The organism is Geodermatophilus sp. SYSU D01186 (assembly GCF_054050215.1).
On the sequence record NZ_JBJGYW010000008.1, the window covers coordinates 36,324 to 53,635 of the forward strand.

The 17,312-nt window shown below is 74.0% G+C and carries 17 protein-coding genes and 1 tRNA gene; 5 read left to right on the plus strand and 13 right to left on the minus strand.

Annotated features, from left to right (window positions below; genetic code table 11):
* Nucleotides 1-38: 38 nt before the first annotated feature.
* Complete coding sequence (locus ACI784_RS08070; protein ID WP_456923070.1) at nt 39-1,253, minus strand: hypothetical protein; 1,215 nt, start codon at nt 1,251-1,253, stop codon at nt 39-41.
* Nucleotides 1,254-1,404: 151 nt separating this feature from the next.
* Between ACI784_RS08070 and orn the strand changes: the two genes are divergently transcribed.
* The 3 genes from orn (at nt 1,405) to ACI784_RS08085 (ending at nt 2,589) form a co-directional block, all read left to right on the plus strand.
* A complete protein-coding gene (gene orn / locus ACI784_RS08075; RefSeq protein ID WP_456923071.1) occupies nt 1,405-2,079 on the plus strand; it encodes an oligoribonuclease in 675 nt (224 codons plus the stop codon).
* A 68-nt stretch (nt 2,080-2,147) separates the two neighbouring features.
* A tRNA-His gene (locus ACI784_RS08080) sits at nt 2,148-2,223 on the plus strand.
* A 90-nt stretch (nt 2,224-2,313) separates the two neighbouring features.
* The gene (locus tag ACI784_RS08085; RefSeq protein WP_457013086.1) at nt 2,314-2,589 is read left to right on the plus strand and encodes a LuxR C-terminal-related transcriptional regulator; all 276 of its coding nucleotides are present in this window, start codon (nt 2,314-2,316) and stop codon (nt 2,587-2,589) included.
* Between the two features lie 133 nt (nt 2,590-2,722).
* Here the strand turns inward: ACI784_RS08085 and ACI784_RS08090 are convergent, their stop codons facing one another.
* Nucleotides 2,723-4,297, minus strand: a complete 1,575-nt coding sequence (locus ACI784_RS08090) for a CYTH and CHAD domain-containing protein (protein ID WP_457013087.1) — start codon at nt 4,295-4,297, stop codon at nt 2,723-2,725.
* Between the two features lie 474 nt (nt 4,298-4,771).
* Between ACI784_RS08090 and ACI784_RS08095 the strand changes: the two genes are divergently transcribed.
* Complete coding sequence (locus ACI784_RS08095; RefSeq protein ID WP_456923074.1) at nt 4,772-5,071, plus strand: STAS domain-containing protein; 300 nt, start codon at nt 4,772-4,774, stop codon at nt 5,069-5,071.
* Between the two features lie 454 nt (nt 5,072-5,525).
* Here ACI784_RS08095 and ACI784_RS08100 read toward each other — a convergent pair whose 3' ends face one another.
* The 7 genes from ACI784_RS08100 to ACI784_RS08130 form a co-directional block, all read right to left on the minus strand.
* A complete protein-coding gene (locus ACI784_RS08100) occupies nt 5,526-6,173 on the minus strand; it encodes an ATP-binding protein (RefSeq protein WP_457013088.1) in 648 nt (215 codons plus the stop codon).
* Between the two features lie 183 nt (nt 6,174-6,356).
* Entirely contained in the window at nt 6,357-8,108 is a 1,752-nt protein-coding gene (gene ngg / locus ACI784_RS08105; RefSeq protein ID WP_457013089.1) for an N-acetylglutaminylglutamine synthetase, read from the minus strand.
* Nucleotides 8,109-8,493: 385 nt separating this feature from the next.
* Nucleotides 8,494-9,255: an SDR family NAD(P)-dependent oxidoreductase gene (locus ACI784_RS08110; protein ID WP_457013090.1), complete on the minus strand. Its 762-nt coding sequence runs from the start codon at nt 9,253-9,255 to the stop codon at nt 8,494-8,496.
* 33 nt (nt 9,256-9,288) lie between these two features.
* Entirely contained in the window at nt 9,289-10,341 is a 1,053-nt protein-coding gene (locus tag ACI784_RS08115) for a transketolase family protein (protein ID WP_457013091.1), read from the minus strand.
* On the minus strand, nt 10,338-11,213 hold the full coding sequence (locus tag ACI784_RS08120) for a transketolase (protein WP_457013092.1): 876 nt from the start codon (nt 11,211-11,213) through the stop codon (nt 10,338-10,340). Before ACI784_RS08120 ends, ACI784_RS08115 begins: the two co-directional genes overlap by 4 nt.
* Before the next feature lie 25 nt (nt 11,214-11,238).
* Nucleotides 11,239-12,672 (minus strand): MFS transporter, encoded by a 1,434-nt coding sequence (locus tag ACI784_RS08125; protein ID WP_456923080.1) that lies wholly within the window; start codon nt 12,670-12,672, stop codon nt 11,239-11,241.
* A 216-nt stretch (nt 12,673-12,888) separates the two neighbouring features.
* A complete protein-coding gene (locus tag ACI784_RS08130; RefSeq protein ID WP_457013093.1) occupies nt 12,889-13,551 on the minus strand; it encodes a GntR family transcriptional regulator in 663 nt (220 codons plus the stop codon).
* Between the two features lie 308 nt (nt 13,552-13,859).
* Here ACI784_RS08130 and ACI784_RS08135 point away from each other — a divergent pair, with 308 nt between their 5' ends.
* Nucleotides 13,860-14,105, plus strand: coding sequence for a hypothetical protein (locus ACI784_RS08135; RefSeq protein WP_456923082.1), 246 nt, complete (start codon nt 13,860-13,862; stop codon nt 14,103-14,105).
* Nucleotides 14,106-14,112: 7 nt separating this feature from the next.
* On the opposite strand, the gene ACI784_RS08140 is transcribed toward ACI784_RS08135, so the two are convergent.
* The 4 genes from ACI784_RS08140 to ACI784_RS08155 all read right to left on the minus strand — a co-directional run bounded on the left by ACI784_RS08140 (nt 14,113) and on the right by ACI784_RS08155 (nt 17,292).
* Nucleotides 14,113-14,394 (minus strand): MoaD/ThiS family protein, encoded by a 282-nt coding sequence (locus ACI784_RS08140; RefSeq protein ID WP_456923083.1) that lies wholly within the window; start codon nt 14,392-14,394, stop codon nt 14,113-14,115.
* 2 nt (nt 14,395-14,396) lie between these two features.
* On the minus strand, nt 14,397-15,476 hold the full coding sequence (locus tag ACI784_RS08145) for a WD40/YVTN/BNR-like repeat-containing protein (RefSeq protein ID WP_457013094.1): 1,080 nt from the start codon (nt 15,474-15,476) through the stop codon (nt 14,397-14,399).
* 72 nt (nt 15,477-15,548) lie between these two features.
* Nucleotides 15,549-16,037, minus strand: a complete 489-nt coding sequence (locus tag ACI784_RS08150) for a hypothetical protein (RefSeq protein WP_456923085.1) — start codon at nt 16,035-16,037, stop codon at nt 15,549-15,551.
* Between the two features lie 79 nt (nt 16,038-16,116).
* Nucleotides 16,117-17,292 (minus strand): L,D-transpeptidase, encoded by a 1,176-nt coding sequence (locus ACI784_RS08155; protein WP_457013095.1) that lies wholly within the window; start codon nt 17,290-17,292, stop codon nt 16,117-16,119.
* Between the last annotated feature and the right edge of the window lie 20 nt (nt 17,293-17,312).

A 17,312-nucleotide genomic window follows, 5' to 3' on the forward strand; every position in this document is an offset into this window, starting at 1 on the left:
TCCGACGTTACGTCATGTGACGGGTCGGTCCCCCGCCATCAGCGGGCCGACGCGCCGCCGGACCGGACGGCGACGTCGTCGTCGTCCGCCTCGACCGGCTGCGCCCAGGCGGCCAGCCAGCGGCTGCGCGCCACGAGGTCCACCGCGGTCCACAGGACGGTGAAGGAGGCGCCGACCAGCAGCACCGACCACCACGTCCAGTCCCACGGCGGGAGGAAGCCGATCGCGTCCTGCGCCGCACCCGCGGCGTAGAAGACGGCGGTGACCACCGGCGCGGCCAGCCAGCCCGGCACCCGCCAGGTGACCGCGAGGTCGATCGCCACCGCACCGACGACGAGCACCAGCGGCAGGACCGACGGCGGGAAGTCCATCGCGACCAGGCCCAGCCACATGGCGGCGCGGTAGGCCAGATAGGTGCCGGCCACGACGGTGGCGGTCCAGCGCAACCCGACGAGCTCGCGCGCCACCACCAGGGCCAGCAGGCCGGCGCAGAGCATCCAGGCCGGGTGCACCCACGAGGGCACCGGGAGCATGAACATCGTCGGCGTCTGCCCCTGGGCGGCGGCGAAGTCCAGCAGCTGCGGCTCGGCCGTCGTCCGGCCGGCGTCGTAGGCCTGCAGCGACAGGACGCCGTACTCCTGGTGCTGGGCCGGGAAGACGACGTTCTCGACGAAGAACAGCCACAGGCCCAGCGAGACGAGGTCGCGCACCCGGCCCGGCGCGGCGTACAGCCACCAGCCGCGGACGGCGCCGGCCAGCATGATCGCCGTCCCGAGGTAGAGCAGCGCGTGGCTGGGGCTCCAGCTGGTGATGTCCAGGCCGTTGACGCGGTGGTTGACGATGTCGATCGGGATCGCGACCAGGAAGGTCGCGATGCCCGCCTGCATGAGCCGCAGCGCGCGGCGGTCGACGCCGTAGCCGCTGTAGCTGTGGAAGACCACCAGGGCGACGACGACGGCGGTGCCCGCGGAGTTGAGCAGGTGCGGCGGGGCCAGGTCGTCGCGCAGCCACTTGAAGTGCCAGGAGACGTCCCACGACGACCCGAGCATCTTCAGCAGGAAGGCCCCGAGCCAGGCGGTGTAGATCCACCGCAGCTCCTCCTGCGAGGTGGGCCGGCCCGGGCGACCGGGGGTCACGTACGCCAGCCACAGCCAGCGCAGCGCGCCGATCGGGTGGCGCAACGCGGCAGGCAGCGAGCCCGGAGCCGGCGGGACCGGTCGCCCGGTCGCGACGGGGACGGTGGCAGCGGGCACGGCGGGTACTCCTGGGCTCGGGGCGGGACCGGACCGAGCCTAGTGGCGGACGCCCCCGTTCCTCGACGCTCGAATGGCACCGGTGTGCCGCATGCGGTAGAGGGGGCATGCGCGGGGCGGCCGTGGCGAACGGGACGTACTGTCGTCCGACGTGGCGGAGAGCGCGGGACACCTGGTCTGGATCGACTGCGAGATGACCGGGTTGGACCTCACCCGGGACAAGCTGATCGAGGTCGCGGTGCTGGTCACCGACTCCGAGCTCACCGTGCTCGACCCGGGGCTGGACCTGGTGATCTCGGCCTCCGACGCCGACCTCGACGGGATGGCCGACGTCGTCACCGAGATGCACGCCAAGTCCGGGCTCACCGACGCCGTCCGCGCCGCGACGCTGACCGTCGCCGAGGCCGAGCAGCAGCTGCTGGCCTACGTGAAGCGCTTCGTGCCCGAGCGCCGCACCGCCCCGCTGTGCGGCAACTCGATCGGCACCGACCGGGGCTTCCTCGCCCGCGACATGCCCGAGCTGGACGACCACCTGCACTACCGGATGATCGACGTCTCCTCGATCAAGGAGCTGGCCCGCCGCTGGTTCCCGCGGGTGTACTTCGCCCAGCCGCAGAAGGGGCTGGCCCACCGCGCACTGGCCGACATCATCGAGTCCGTGCGGGAGCTGGCCTACTACCGGCAGACGCTGTTCGTCGACGGCCCCGGCCCGTCGACGTCCGAGGCGCAGGCCGCCTCCGCGCGGGTGACCGACGCCTTCGCGGCCGTCTTCGCCGCCGAGGAGGCCGGCGAGCCGGGCCAGCCACCCGCTGCGTCGGGGATCTGAGTCGCCGGGTATCGTTGCTCCGGTTCCCCGGCCGACCCGCTCTCGCCAGCGGCCGGCCGGGAGACGTGGTGGGTGTAGCTCAGCTGGTAGAGCACCAGGTTGTGATCCTGGGTGTCGCGGGTTCGAGCCCCGTCACTCACCCCACGTGGGAGAGGCCCTGGTCAGGCGACTGACCGGGGCCTCTCCCGTTCCCCGGCCCGGAGTGGGGGGCGAGATCACGCCTTCTGCCCCCTCGTGGGGGCAGATCGGGGGCAGTGGCGGGGCGACCGCGCACCGCAGACAGCTCCCGACACGCCGCAGGACCGCGTCGCCGCCCCGGACCTGAGCCCACGCGCACGCGCACGCGACATCCTCCACCAGCTCGCCGGGCACTCCACCACACGGATGGCCGCCGCGCTGGCCCTGTCGACGAACACCGTGCGGGGCCACATCCAAACGCTGCGGCGCAAGCTCACCGCGCCGAACCGGGACGGCATCGTCGGCCGTGCCCGCGACCTGGGCCTGCTGTAGCGGGGCGGGCGACCGGCCGGGAGCAGTCGTCTCCGGCACGACCGCCGCAGCGGTCCGCATCGGGCCCGTCGCGCGCGAGGTCCGGCCTGCCGGGCCTGACCGCCGGGTAGCAGCCGACCGGAGCGACGAGGAGTCATCGCAGCCAGCGGTGCAGGGACTTGCGGCCGGCCGCCTTCCAGGCGTCGTCGAAGTGCTGCTGGGACTGCTCCGCTCGCGCCTCCTCGAGCGCGTGCAGGCGCCCGTAGAGGAAGGCGGTACTCGTGCTGGAGGTGTTCAGGGCCAGCTCGCGCAGCCGTTCCCGGGTGAGGACGGAGTCCTGGTGCTCCCCCAGCGCCTCCTGCACCGCCTCCATCGCCTGGGCGAACGCTGTGGCGTCGGCTCCGAAGACCCGGCCGACCGACTCACCGGCGTAGCGGGCGGCCTTCGCGGCCTTGCGGGCGTCGTGCAGCAGCTCCTCCCGCTCGGCGCCGGCGGGCCGGGCGGATGCGTCCTCGACGAGGCGGCGGACTCCGGCGTAGCTGCGGGCCACCAAGCGCGGCAGCGCCTTCCCTGCGCGCGCTCCGGCGCGTGCGGTGAACGGCGGGCAGGCGACCAGGTCGTCGAGGTCGGTCAGGAGGCGGTGGTAGCGATCGCCGTCCAGCTCGGCGAGCACCCGGTCGTGGGCGCTGCGGTAGGCGACGCCCAACTCCGCTCCGGCGACCTCGGCGACCGAACCTGGCTCGCCGAGCGGGTTCTCCGCCTCGACCGCCGTGCGCACGCGGTCGCGCATCACCTCGGCGTCCCGGGCCGCGCCCAGCTCCCCGGCCAGCCACTTGAGCTCCCCACGCAGCGGGCGGACCACGTCGCCGGCGAACAGCGGCTTGAACGTGGCCAGGGCGCTGCGCAACCGCCGGGTGGCCACACGCATCTTGTGGACGGCGTCGTGGGCGTCCAGGCGCACCGGCAGGTCCTGCGACCGAATCTGCTCCACCTGCTCGCGGACATAGGCGAGGATCACGTCCCCGGCGGCCGACTCGGTCGTGAGCTTCGCCGCCTTCCGCTCCGCCGGCTGGACGCGCTCGTGCCCGTTCAGCGCCTGCACGAGTTCTGAGGAGCTCGGGGCCTCACGCAGTCCCCGTGCCCGCAGGTGGGTGTCGACGGCTTCGAGGAGCTCGGTCGCGCCGCCGACGAGTCCCACCTCGATCTCCCGCCAGGACGTGGCGGCGCCGGCCGCGTCTCCGCTGCCGTCGGTCGACCACAGCCTGCGCGCGCTGACGCGGTCGTCGGCGATCTCCGCCAGCGCCTGCCCGGTCGCATCGACCAGCCGGCGCACCGTCCGGTCGGTGGTGATCTCGGCGACCGGCCGCAGCGGGGCGCCTCGGCTGTGGGCCCAGACCATGTTCTGCAGCGCCTCGGGCACGGTCCGGGTGGCGCGGCCCAGCGGCAGGTGCACCTCCGAGCGCGCCCTGGTCCCCGCGGGGACCTCGAGGTGCCATCCGGCGTCCTCGTCGCCCGTGCGCCGGCGCAGGGTCAACCCCGCCGCCGCCAGACGGAGGTCCGCGGTGTCGAAATGGACCGCCTCCAGCCGCTGGTCCTCCGCCTCGCCCTCGGCGACCGGGGTCGCCGGGTCGACCGCCGTGCTGCGGCCCTCCGCCGATCTGGCCACCAGTTCAGCCAGGGGCGGCAGCTCGAACGACTTCTGCGCGGCGTACTTCTTTGCGATCTCCACGTGAACCTTCTTCTCGATCCACACGTGAACGGCCGGCGTCTCGCAGGTGTACCAGGCCGGAGCACCGCAGACCCCGCATCCGATCGCGCGGCGGGTTTCGAAGTCCTCCACGTCGGGTGAGGCGTGCCCCGCCCGCCGGAGCGAGGCATGTGGCCGGACGTCGTCGGCCAGTGCGGCCGTCCGACCGGAGTGCGAGGAGGGTGCCAGCGTGGCGTCAGCGACGTCGCGGGCGCAGCCCGCGTGCGGGAAGGTGGCGCGGCCCACGCCGCCCGCGCCAGCTTCCGGTTCGGCTTCCCCGACGGGTCCAGCAGCGGCCCACCGACCGCGCGAGCGGCTGGATCCGAGGCGGCCCGCCGGCCGGCAGCCCCGCGTCTGCCGACCCGGCTGACGGTCATGTCCGTCCCCGGCCCCCGGCGGCCGCGCTCCAGCGGCTGGTCAACGCTCGACGTGCACTTGGACCTGCAGACCGGTCGCGTGACCGCGATCGGACGGCTGGACGGCCGCACTGCACCACTGCTGCACGACGCCGTCTCGGTCCTGCTGCGCACCGAGCAGCCGACTGTGACCGTCGACGCGAGCGGGATGGAGGTCGCCGATCACGCCGCGCTGCGGGCCATCGGTGACGCCTACCGCCGCGCGATGCGGCGGGGCCGGCGGCTCACCCTGCGCGGCGCGTCACCGCAGCTGCGCAGCGCTCTGACTCGACTGCACCTGAGTCACCACCTCTTCTTCGACGACGCGCCGCCGACCACGGACGAGACGCTGACGCCGTGAGGGCTTCCGGCGGTGCCATGTGACCCGGCCTCCGCGACGTCATCGGTACGGACGCGAGGACCGACGCACGGAGCGCGGTCGGTGACGCGGCGCCGAGCTGCGGGCCACCACGCCAGCAGCCTCACGACGACCATGCCTCGCACGCTCCAGCCGCTTCTCGCCGTCCGCGGCGTCTCGGGATGGACCATCCCGACGTCGCCAACAGAGCTCGAAGGCCGTCCCTGCCAGCCCGAGATGCGCTCCCGGTCGGGGGGCAGATTGGGGGGGGCAACTGACCGCTCAGGACCGCTGCAGATCGTCCGAGGCACGCGTGCCCTGCGCATTCGCCGGGCCCAGGCCCGGGACCGGCCTCACTCGCGGGTTCGAGCCCCGTCACTCACCCCATGTCGGAGAGGCCCTGGTCGGGCGACTGACCAGGGCCTCTCCCGTCTCCGCGGCGCGGTCCGAGCCGATCTCACCCACCCGGGGGGCCGGCCGCGGCCAGGCTGACCCGACGCAGCTGCTCGGCCGTCCGGCGGAGCTGCTCCAGCTCCCGGGGGGGCACACCGTCCGCGGTGACGACCACCAGCCGGTCCAGGGTCAGCGTCGTGCGGGTGGCCGTCGCCGAGAGCCGGACGGCCAGCTCGTGGGCGCGGTCGGTCGCCGCCCGGACCCGTTCGTGGATCGACGGCCCGGAGTCCACGCGGGCCCAGACGATCTTCCGGTCGCCGGCGATGGACCAGCCGTGCGCGCCGCAGATCCGGGCCACCATCCCCAGGCCCATGCCACCCTCGGCCGCGTCCCGGCCGATCGCCGGGACCGGCGGCCGGTCGGTCGCGCCGTCGCTGACCTCCAGGAGCCAGCCCGAACCGGCAGGGATGACGGCGACCTCCACCGGCGGCCGCCCGTGCCGGAGCCCGTTGGAGACGAGCTCCTCGAAGGCCAGCAGCAGCCGCTCCCCGTGGTCCTGCCCGGCCGCCAGTGCGCCGGTGAGCAGCGCCTGTCGCAACTGCACTCGCATGCGGGTGAGCTGCCCCGGGGTGGCCGGATGCCCCTGCCAGGCCGCCGCCGCGTCGTGGACCGACGCCGGTGGCGGTCGGCGCACCCATGCTGCCTGGCCCATGTGCCCATCCCGGGGGTGTCGAGCCACGCTCGGCTCGCCGGGTCGAGTGTCCACCCTCCCGCCGAGAACCGGTCGGACCCGTCTTGTTACAGCTCCTACCGGTCTGCGGCGTACCCGCCCGGCCGGTGGTCCATGCGACACGCGCGGGCCTCTCCGCGTCGATCGAGCACAGCCGGCCGGTGGTCAGCGCGGACGGGTCTCCGGGAACAGCAGGTCGACGAAGCGGGCGGCGGTCGGCCGGGGCTCGTGGTTGGCCAGCCCGGGCCGCTCGTTGGCCTCGACGAAGACGTGCTGGGGCCCGTCGAGGTCGGGAACGAGGAAGTCCAGGCCGGTCACCGGGATGCCGATGGCCCGGCTGGCCCGCACGGCGGCCTCGGCGATCTCGGGGTGCAGCCGGTCTGTGACGTCCTCGATGGTGCCGCCGGTGTGCAGGTTCGCCGTCCGCCGGACCCGGATCGTCGTCCCCTCCGGCGGGACGTCGTCCATCGCCCAGCCCGCACTGGCGACGACGGCGGCGGTCGTCGCGTCCAGCGGGATCCGCGACTCCCCGCCGGTGGCCCGCTCCCGGCGCCGGCTGGTCCGGCGGATCAGCGTCGTGACGTCGGAGACCCCGTCGGCGACCACCGTGGCCGGGCGGCGGACGGCGGCCGCGACCACCTGGTGGTCGATGACGACCACGCGCAGGTCCTCCCCCGGCACCAGTTCCTCGACCAGCACGTCGGGGCAGTGCTGCCGCGCGAACGCGACGGCCGACCGCAGCCCCGGCTCGTCGCTGACGCCGACGGTGATGCCCCTGCCCTGCTCCCCGTGCGCCGGCTTCACCACCAGCTCGCCGAACCGCTCGAGCAGGGCCAGGGCCGCACCCAGGTCGTCCCCGGCCACCTCGACGCCCACGGGCACGCGGACCCCGGCGCCCGCCATGATCCGGCGGGTGACCCGCTTGTCGTCGCAGCGGCTCATGGCCACGGCGGTGGTCAGCTCCGAGAGCGACTCGCGGGTCAGCACGCTGCGGGCGCCGAGCGTGAACCGCATCTCGCCGGAGGCGGCGTCGGTCACCTCGACCCGGATCCCCCGGCGCAGGGCCTCGTCGGCGAGGATCCGGGCGTAGGGGTTGAGCCGGTCCAGCCCGGGCGGGCCGGGGGCGAACAGCGGCGCGTTGACCGCGTTCCGGCTCTTGACCACGAGTGCGGGCACCTGCCGGAACCCGAGCTTGCGGTAGAGCGCGATCGCCGGCCCGTTGTCGTGCAGCACCGAGAGGTCGAGGTAGTTGCGGCCCCGGGCGAGGTAGCGCTCGGCGAGCACCCGGACCAGCGCCTCCCCCGTGCCCGGCGGGGCCTCGCCCGGGTCCGCGGCCAGGCACCACAGGCTGCTGCCGCCCTCCGGGTCCCCGAACGCCCGGACGTGGTCGACTCCCGTGACCGTGCCGACCACGCGCCCGGTGCGCCGGTCCTCCGCCACGAGGTACCCCACGGTGCGGGTGGAGTGGTTGTGCCAGACCGTGGCGCGGTCCCCGTGCACCATGCCGGTGCGCGTGACGATGCGCTCCATCTCGGCGACGTCGTCCGGGCAGCTCACCGTGCGGACGAAGACGTTCTCCACGAGTTCCCGGCGCGGGCGGTAGTGGTGCAGGTCCAGCCGGAAGGTGAGCGAGGGGTCGAGGAACAGCTCGGTGGGCGCCAGCGCCAGCAGCACCTGCGGGTCGCGGGCGTAGATGCAGATGTCGCGGTGGCCGTCGGCCTCGGCGCGCATCGCCTCGACCAGCCGGTGCGGGTCGGCGAAGGTCTGGCCGAACACCAGCCGCCCCCAGCCGAGGTCGAGGGTGACCTCGGTGTCCATGCCGCGCAGCTGGTGCTCCGACGGTGGCCGCCACGGGGTGCCGGTGATCGTCGGGACGGCGGTCAGCGACCGCCGGCGCAGCTCAGGCCGCGCGACCACGAGACACCTCCCGCCGGTGCGGGTCGCGTCGGGGCGAGGGAGTCGAGGTACTGGGGAACACGGAGCACCGCCACCCGGGTTCGTGCGCGGCCCGTGGGGCGACGTGCTGCACCCCTGCCGTGCCGGGCGGGCATGCCCGCCGCGACGGGCACCCAACCCTGCCACATCTGCCGGGCGCGGCGCTGCACCTGCTCCCGACGGCCGGCCCCGCGCCCGAGACGGCGCTGTGTGCACTCATCGTGATCTCCCGGCGGGCCGGACGACGTCGTGTGCACACAGCGGCCCGGGCTGCGCCGGCCGCCCGCCCACGGCAGAGGCCCTGGCCGGGGAACCGACCAGGGCCTCGCCGTGCCCCGCCGGCGGACGCCGGTGCGGGCGGGGACGCTCAGTGGATGTGCGAGCCGCCGTTGACGTCGTACGTGGCTCCCGTGACGTAGCCGGACTCCTCGCGGCACAGGTACGTGATGAGGTCGGCGACGTCGGCGACCCGGCCGTTGCGGCCGACCGGGATGCCGGCGACGAGCTGCGTCTTGCGCTCCCCCTCGAGCGCGCCGCCGGTGATGTCGGTGTCGATCAGCCCGGGGGCGACGGCGTTCACGGTCACGCCGGCCGGCCCCAGCTCGCGGGCCAGCGCGCGGGTGAAGCCCAGCTGGCCGGCCTTCGCCGCCGAGTACGCCACGCCGCCGAAGACCCCGCCGCCCCGCTCGGCCGACACCGAGGACAGGAAGACGATCCGGCCGAAGCCCCGCTCGGCCATGCCGGGCGCGAGGCGCCGGGTGACGTTGAAGGCACCGCGCACGTTCACGGCGAAGATGCGGTCCCACTCCTCGCCGGTGACCTCGAGGAACGGCGTCGGTGAGGTGATGCCGGCGTTGTTGACCAGCGCGCCGACCGGGGGCAGCGCGCCGTCGAGGACCGTGAGTGCGGTCTCCACCGATGTCTCGTCGGTGACGTCGCAGCCGATGCCCACGGCCTGCACGCCGGAGAGCTCCTCCACCTCGGAGGCGGCGTCCTTGGCGCTGGCCTCGTCCAGGTCGAGGACGGCGACGTTCCAGCCGGCCGCGGCCAGCGCGTGGGCGGTGGCGCGGCCGATGCCGCGCTTGGAGCCGGCTCCGGTGATGACGGCGGTCTTGTCGGACACGGACATGGTGTTCCTCCAGCAGGGGTCGGGTGAGGGCGGTCAGACGGTGGCGGGGGTGGGGTCGGCCGACCAGGCCGCGGCCGGACGGCGTGCGGTGCCGTCGAGCTCGGCCTTGACCCTCGCGACGATGGCGTCGGTGGACAGGCCGTAGCGGTCGTGCAGGGTGGGCAGGGCGCCGGCGGCGAGGAACTCGTCGGGCAGCGCGATCGGGACCACCCGGTTGCCGACGCCGGCGAAGGCCAGGGTCGACGCGACGGACTCGCTCAGCCCGCCGACGACGGTGTGGTTCTCCAGGGTCACGAGCAGCCGGTCGGTGCGTGCCGCCCGCAGGATCGCCTCGGTGTCCAGCGGTTTGATCGTGGGGACGTGCAGCACGGCGACGTCGACGTGATCGGCCTCCAGCCGCGCCGCCGCCTGCAGTGCCCGCATGGTCATGAGCCCGGTCGCGACGAGGACGACGTCCCGGCCGGTGCGCAGCTCGGCGGCCTTGCCGAGCTCGAACCGGTAGTCGTACTCGTCGAGCACCGTGGGCACCGCGCCGCGCAGCAGCCGCAGGTAGGTCGGGCCGGGGGCCGACGCGAGGGCCGGCACCGCCTGCTCGATGTCGACCGAGTCGCACGGGTCGACGATGGTCAGGCCCGGACAGCCGCGGAGGATCGCGAGGTCCTCGGTGGCCTGGTGACTCGGCCCGTAGCCGGTGGTGAGGCCGGGCAGGGCGCCGACGACGTTGACGTTGAGCCCCGGCTCGGCGATGTCGAGGCAGAGGAAGTCGTAGGCCCGCCGGGTGGCGAACACCGAGTAGGTGGAGGCGAAGGGCACCAGGCCCACCTCGGCCATCCCGGCCGCGGCCCCCAGCATCACCTGCTCGGCCATGCCCATCTGGAAGAAGCGGTCCGGGTGGGCGTCGCGGAACACGTGCATGTCGGTGTACTTCGCCAGGTCGGCCGACAGCCCGACGATCTCGGGCCGCTCCTCGGCCAGCCGGTTCAGCGCGTGCCCGAACGGGGCGCTGGTGGTGCGCTGCCCGGGGTCGGCGAAGGACGCGATCATCGCCGAGGTGGTCAGCTTCTTGCGGGGGCTGGTGCTGGTCATCGGAGGATCCCTTCCGTCAGCTGGTCGCGGGCGATCTGCCACTCGTGCTCCTCGACCCGCATGAAGTGGGCCTTCTCCCGGCTCTCCAGCAGCGGCACCCCGCGTCCGATGCGGGTGTCGCAGATGAGCACCGACGGCGAGCCGCGGTGTCCCCGGATCTCGTCGAAGGCGTCGACGAGGGCGGCGACGTCGTTGCCGTCGACCCGCAGCGCGTGCCATCCGAAGGCCCGCCACTTGTCGGTGACCGGCTCGGTGCGCAGCACCCCGGCGGTGGGGCCGTCGGCCTGCAGGGCGTTGACGTCGACGATCGCGGTGACGTTGTCCAGGCCGTGGTGGGCGCAGGCCATCGCCGCCTCCCACGTGGAGCCCTCGTCCAGCTCGCCGTCGGAGAGCAGGTCGACGACCCGGGCGGGGTTGCCGAGCCGGCGCAGCCCCAGCGCCATCCCGGTGGCGACCGCCAGGCCGTGGCCGAGCGAGCCGCCGGAGATCTCCATCCCCGGGGTGTAGGACGCCATCCCCGACATCGGCAGGCGGGAGTCGTCGGAGCCGTAGGTCTGCAGCTCCTCGAGCGGGATGGTCCCGGCCTCGGCCAGCGCCGCGTACAGGGCGATCGCGTAGTGGCCGATGGAGAGCAGGAAGCGGTCGCGGTCGGCCCAGTGCGGGTCCTCGGGCCGGTACCGCAGCTGGTCGGTGTAGACGGTGGCGAGGACGTCGGCGACGCCGAGCGCCTGCCCGATGTAGCCCTGCCCCTGCACCTCCCCCATGTCCAGGGCGTTGCGGCGGATGCGGTAGGCGGCCTCGCGGATCCGCTCGATCCGTGCGGTCCGGTCGACCGGGCCGGCCGCCGTCCGCGGCGTGCGCAGCGATGTCATGACGGTCTCCTCGTCGTTCGTCGGGTCAGTCGGCCGTCGGCCGGGGGGTCAGCAACCGCTGCTCCCCGCCGTTCCGGGGGGCGGGGAGCCCGTCGGGCGTCGTTCGCTCCGAGAGGCTCTGCTGGAGAGCGGCGACCTCGTCCCGCTCGGCCCGGCCCCAGGTCTCGCGGGTCAGGAGCGCGGCGACCAGGCCCAGCACCCCGAAGCCGGCGAACAGCAGCGCCGGGCCGATCCAGCCGACACCGGCGTACAGGGCGGTCGCCACCAGCGGCGTGAAGCCGGAGACGACGGCCGACATCTGGTAGGCCAGGGACGCGCCGGTGGTGCGGGTCTTGGCCGCGAACAGCTCGGAGAACCAGGCGCCCTGCACCCCGGCCAGCGAGTTCTGCAGGACCGCGTAGCTGATGACGAACGCGACGACGATCGCCACGGCGACGCCGGTGTTCGCCACGAGGAACAGCGGGATGCCCCACAGGACGTGCAGCGCGGTGCCCCACAGGTACACCGGGCGCCGTCCGATGCGGTCGGTCAGCGAGCCCCAGTAGGTGGTGGCGAAGATGCCGATGCCGGCGGCGATCATCGTCGCGGTCAGGGTGACCGACCGGCCGGCCAGCTCCTCGGCGGCGACGTAGGACAGCATGAACGTGACCGACACCGCGTAGCCGGCGGTCTCGGTGATCCGCAGGCAGAAGGCGCGCAGGATGTTGCGCCAGTCGTCGCGCAGCACCTCGAGCAGGGGGTTCTTGGAGAGCTCGCCCTCCTCCTTGAGCTCCTCGAACTCCGGCGACTCCTCGACCTTGAGCCGGATGACGATGCCCACGACGATCAGCACGGCCGACAGCAGGAACGGCACCCGCCACGCCCACGAGCCGCCCAGCGGCACGCTGACCAGGAACGCCAGGTTGGCCAGCAGCAGCCCGACGGGGAAGCCGGCCTGGGTGATGCCGGTGTACAAGCCCTTCTTGCGCCAGGGCGCGTGTTCGAAGCACATGAGGATCGCGCCGCCCCACTCCGCGCCGAACGCCAGCCCCTGCACCACCCGCACGACCACGAGCAGGACCCCGGCCCAGACGCCGACCTGCTGGTACGTGGGCAGGCAGCCGATGAGCACCGTCGCGATGCCCATGAGCAGCAGGGAGCCGACGAGCACCGGCTTGCGGCCGATCCGGTCGCCGAGGTAGCCGCCGATGATCCCGCCGAGCGGGCGGACCGCGAAGCCGATGCCCAGGGTGGCGAACGACAGCAGCGTGCCCGACAGCGGGTCGTCCGCGGGGAAGAAGGCGGTGTTGAAGTACAGCGCCGCCGCGATGCCGAAGCCGATGAAGTCGTAGGTCTCGATGGTGGCGCCGATCGAGCACCCCACGGCGACCTTCTTCTTGGTCGGCGTGCCGTCGATCGGGTGCCAGGCGGCGACCTCCTCGAGGTGGGGATCGCGGACTGGAGATTGCCGTCCGGTCATGGGTGACCTCCGGTGAGCGGGTGGGCGTCAGTAACCCCGTTGTCAGTTGACTGTTAACAGTCGACTGACGACGAAGTCTGAGAGGCACGCGTCACAGTGTCAAGGGTCACTTCAGGTGCGCTGGTCAGAGCTGCGCCGGCACACCACGACGCCCGACGGCCGGCATCTCGGGACCGGCGGTCGAGCGGGGACGGCGACGGGTCGCCGCCGGATGGCTCAGGCGGACTCGGGCGCCTGGGCGAAGCGCTCCGCAGCCGAGGCCATGTGCTCGTCGACGACGTGCAGGGCCGCGGTCACGTCACCGCGCTCGATGGCGTCGACGATCGGGGCGTGCCGGTCGCGGGCCATCATCGGCGCCTGCCACGACGCCGCGTTGAGGATCGCGACCCGCATCCGGCCCTCGAGGTTCCGCCACGCCTCGACGAGCATGGAGTTGCCCGCCAGCCGGCACAGCTGGAGGTGGAAGGCGAGGTCCGCCTCGATCCGGGCCGGGGCGTCGGCCCCCTCGTCGGTGAGCTGGTCGAGTGCGGTCCGCAGCGCGGCGATGGCCGCCTCGCGGCGCGGCGACGCGATGATCTCCCGGACCGCGAGCCCCTCGAGGGCCGCGCGGACCTGGAACAGCTCGCGCACCTCCGCCGGGGTCAGGCTGTTGACCCGGAGCATCCCGCGGTTGCCGGCGGTGACCAGGCCCTCCTGCTGGAGGTGCCGCAGGGCCTCGCGCACGGTGCCCCGGCTGACGCCGAGGGAGCCGGCCAGCTCCACCTCACCGAGGTGGTCCCCCGGGCGGTACTGGCCGGAGATGATCGCCGACCGGAGCGCCTCCAGGGCGCGTTCGCGCAGCGTGCTGCGGTCCAGGCTGGCCAGTGGCTCCAGGCTCACGACGCACCTCCTCGTCGACCGGCAGCCTACCGGCGAGTGTCGACACGTCCGTGACGACTGCCGACAGACTCACCCGTCGTGGTGCCCAGGACGGCGCCGTGTGCACTCATCGTGACCTCCCGGCGGGCCGGAGGACGTCGTGTGCACACGGCGGCCCGGGCTGGAGGACGTCGTGTGCACACGGCGGCCCGGGCTGCGCCGGCCGCTCCACCGCGGCCGCGTGCCCCGTGGGACGGCTGGGGCGCCTGCGCCGAACACGCGCGATCCGGTTCCGCCGGGCGCCGAGCCGGGCTGGTGACCCTGGGGGCATGACTCTCGCCTACTCCTACGGGACCGCTCACGCCGTCGTGATGGTCGGCTCGGTGGGCACCGCGGAGGGCCTCCAGCCCCGGCAGATCGGCCCGGCGCACGCGACCATCGGCCGGGTCACCGGCCGCAGCCGCAAGGCGCTGTGCGGCGCCTACGTCGCCGTCGACGAGCAGACGGTGTGGCCCCCGGAGGGGTACGAGAGCTCTCAGCTGTGCGCCGAGTGCGCCACCCTCGCGACGCTCTGACCCCGGCTCAGCCGCCGGCCACCGAGGGCAGCACCTGGACGACGGCGCCGTCGCGCACCGCGGTGTCCACCCCGCCGCTGAACCGGACGTCGTCGCCGTCCACGTAGACGTTCACGAACCGCCGCAGCGCCCCTGACTCGTCCCGGATCCGGCGGGCCAGCCGGGGGTGGACGGCGTCCAGCGTGTCGAGCAGGCCGCCCAGCGTGCCGCCGTCCGGCTCCACCTCCAGGTGCCGCGCGCCGCCGGCCAGGTCGGCCAGGACGCCGGGCAGCACCACCTCGACGGCCATGGTCAGACCCGCGCCGCGCGCACGACGAGGACGTCGGGCAGGTGGTCGGCCACCAGCTGGAAGGTGTCCCCCTCGTCGGCGCTGGCGTAGACGCAGCCGTCACGGGTGCCGACGTAGATCCCGGTGGGGTCGGCGTCGTCGGCACAGAACCCGTCGCGCATGACCGCGGCCCAGAACCCGTCGGGCAGCCCGGCCCCCAGCTCGGTCCAGGTCTCCCCCGCGTCGCGGGTGCGGTGCACCCGCAGGCGGCCCCCAGGCGGCACCCGCTGCATGTCGGCGACCAGCGGCACCACCCACGCCGTCCCCGGCGTGGACGGCGAGGCGACGATCGGGAAGCCGAAGTCGGCGGGCAGACCGCCGGCGATCGACGTCCAGGCCTTCCCGGCGTCGTCGGTGCGGAAGACGCCGAAGTGGTTCTGGGCGTACATGCGGTCGGGGTCGCCGGCGTCGACGGCGACCTTGTGCACGCACTGGCCGTACTCCGGCGGCGGTTCGGGGAGGAAGACGGCGCTGATGCCGCTGTTGCGCGGCGTCCACCCGGTGACGCCGTCCTCGCTGAGGTAGACGCCGCCGGCGCTCATCGCGACCACGACCCGGTCCGACGCCGGGTCGGGCAGCACCGTGTGCACCGCAGCGCCACCGCCGCCGGGCTCCCAGGTGGGCCGGTGCGGGTGGTCCCACAGGCCGCGGACCAGGTCGAAGGTGCGCCCGCCGTCGGTGCTGCGCCACAGCGAGTGGGGCTCGCAGCCGGCCCACACGACATCGGGTCGCCCCGGGGCGTCGGGCCGCAGCTGCCAGACGCGGGCCAGCGCGGCGCCGGTGTCCTCCGGGAAGCGGATGGCCCCGGACTCGGTCTCCTGCCAGCTTCCGCCGAGGTCGTCGGACCACATCACCGTCGGGCCCCAGTGCCCGTACTGGATGCCGGCGAGCACCCGGGGCTCCGGCCGGCGGGTGTCGATCGACACCGCCGCGACCTCCTGGGCGAGCAGGTGCGGCTCCCCCAGGGTCCAGGTGCGCCGGTCGTCGTCGCTGCGGGCCAGCCACAGCCCCTTGCGCGTGCCGATGGCGAGCAGGTCGGTCATGGCGCCCCTCCGTGCGTCGGTCGGGGCGCGCGCCGCGCCCCTCGGAGGTCAGACCGCCGAGGGGCGCAGAACTCAGCGGCGGGTGGCGCCGCCGGGCTGTTCCGGGTCGGCGGCGTGCCGGGCGCGGTCGGCTGCCGTCGCGTCGTACTGCTGGCCACGGTCCGCCGCCGTCCCGTCGTACTGCTGGCCACGGTCGGCCGCCGTCCGGCCGTGCTGCTGGGCCAGCCCCGGGGCGAGCTTCTCGGCCTTGGCGCGCAGCTGGTCGGCGGCCGACGCGTGCTCCTGCGCCGCCTCCGCCCGCTGCCGGGCCTCCTGCTCGGCCAGCCGCGTCCGCTCCTCGACCTCGGCGCGCTCCCGGCGGGCGCGGGCGGCCTGCTCCTCGGCGGCGGCCCGCTCCTTCTCCGCCTGGGCCCCGCGCAGCTGGGCCTCCTGCAGGTGCTCGCGCGCCTGCTCCCGCTTCCTCGCCCCGTTGATCCGGTTGCGCTTGGCCAGTGCGAGGGCCAGCAACGCCAGCAGCACCACCGCCACCACGACGATGAGCACGATCACCCAGGTGTCCACGGCACTCTCCTCCGGTCGGGAACCGGATGATCAATAGCCGCGCAGCGGCGCGCGAAACGCCTGGCCGACGGCCGTCAGCTCACTTCAGCGCGCTGCCGGCCTGCCACTCCTCCCACGGGATCGTCCAGTCGTAGATGTCCGAGCGCAGCGTCCCGGCGCTGGAGCCGCGGATCTCCACGACGTCCCCCGGCTGGGAGAAGTCGAAGAACCACGCCGCGCGCTCGGTGCTGAGGTTGATGCAGCCGTGTGAGACGTTCGCCCGGCCCTGCTGGCCCACCGACCAGGGCGCGGCGTGCACGAACTCGCCGCTGTCGGAGATGCGGACGGCGTACTCGACCGGCGTCCGGTAGCCGTCGGGGCTGTCGACCGGCACGCCGTAGGTGCTGGAGTCCATGATCCGGTCGCGGTTCATCTCGGTGACGACGTGCGGGCCGTTGTAGCTGGGGTTGTCGGGACTGCCCGCGCTCATCGGCCAGGTCTGCACCAGCTGGTCGCCGTCGTAGACCTCCATGGTGTGCGTGGAGGCGTCGGCGATCGAGACGTGCTTCTCGCCGATGGAGAAGGAGACCGTGCGGTCCTTCTCCCCCCACACGCCGTCGCCGAAGGAGATGCCGTAGAGGTCGGCCTCCAGCGTGACGTCGGTGTTCGCCGGCCAGTACTGGGACGGCCGGAAGTGCACCTCGGTGTCGCTGAACCAGTTCCAGGAGCCGTCGGTGGGCGTGGTGCTGGTGACCCGCAGGTGGCTCTCGACGGCGGCCTTGTCGACCACCGGGTCGTCGAACCACACCCGGATCGGCATGCCGACCCCGACGGTCTGGCCGTCGAGCGGGCCGATGGACGGCGTCGAGACCGTCGCCGGGGTGACGGTGGTGAAGGTCGAGGCGGCCTCGACCGGCTTCTCGTCCGCTCCCTCCGCGGTGGCGGTGAGGGTGTAGCTGGTGCCGTAGGCCAGTGGGGCGTCCGGCGTCCAGAGGTCGGTGGCCGGGTTCTCCGGCGAGTCGGTGACCGCACCGGTGATCGCGGCGCCGGCGCCGTCGACGACCGTGACGTCGGTCAGCTCGCCGTCTGTGACGGAGATCTCCACCGGGACGAGGGGCGAGACGTCGACCGAACCGTCGGCGGGGGCCACCTGCACGGAGGCCGGGGGCGCCTCGGAGGTCGGCGCCGCGGCCGCCCCGGCGTCGCCCCCGTCGTCCTGGCAGCCGGCCAGGAGGACCAGCGCCCCCGCCGTGACCAGTGCAGCCGTCCGTCTCATCCGCGTTCCTCCTGCGTGCT

Bases quoted from the DNA above. Each gene is read 5' to 3' on its own strand.
- ACI784_RS08110 (WP_457013090.1), bottom strand. From the start codon at position 9,255: ATGTCCGTGTCCGACAAGACCGCCGTCATCACCGGAGCCGGCTCCAAG.
- ACI784_RS08100 (WP_457013088.1), bottom strand. From the start codon at position 6,173: ATGGGCCAGGCAGCATGGGTGCGCCGACCGCCACCGGCGTCGGTCCAC.
- ACI784_RS08145 (WP_457013094.1), bottom strand. From the start codon at position 15,476: ATGACCGACCTGCTCGCCATCGGCACGCGCAAGGGGCTGTGGCTGGCC.
- ACI784_RS08155 (WP_457013095.1), bottom strand. From the start codon at position 17,292: ATGAGACGGACGGCTGCACTGGTCACGGCGGGGGCGCTGGTCCTCCTG.
- ACI784_RS08125 (WP_456923080.1), bottom strand. From the start codon at position 12,672: ATGACCGGACGGCAATCTCCAGTCCGCGATCCCCACCTCGAGGAGGTC.
- ACI784_RS08135 (WP_456923082.1), top strand. From the start codon at position 13,860: ATGACTCTCGCCTACTCCTACGGGACCGCTCACGCCGTCGTGATGGTC.
- ACI784_RS08120 (WP_457013092.1), bottom strand. From the start codon at position 11,213: ATGACATCGCTGCGCACGCCGCGGACGGCGGCCGGCCCGGTCGACCGG.
- ACI784_RS08115 (WP_457013091.1), bottom strand. From the start codon at position 10,341: ATGACCAGCACCAGCCCCCGCAAGAAGCTGACCACCTCGGCGATGATC.
- ACI784_RS08140 (WP_456923083.1), bottom strand. From the start codon at position 14,394: ATGGCCGTCGAGGTGGTGCTGCCCGGCGTCCTGGCCGACCTGGCCGGC.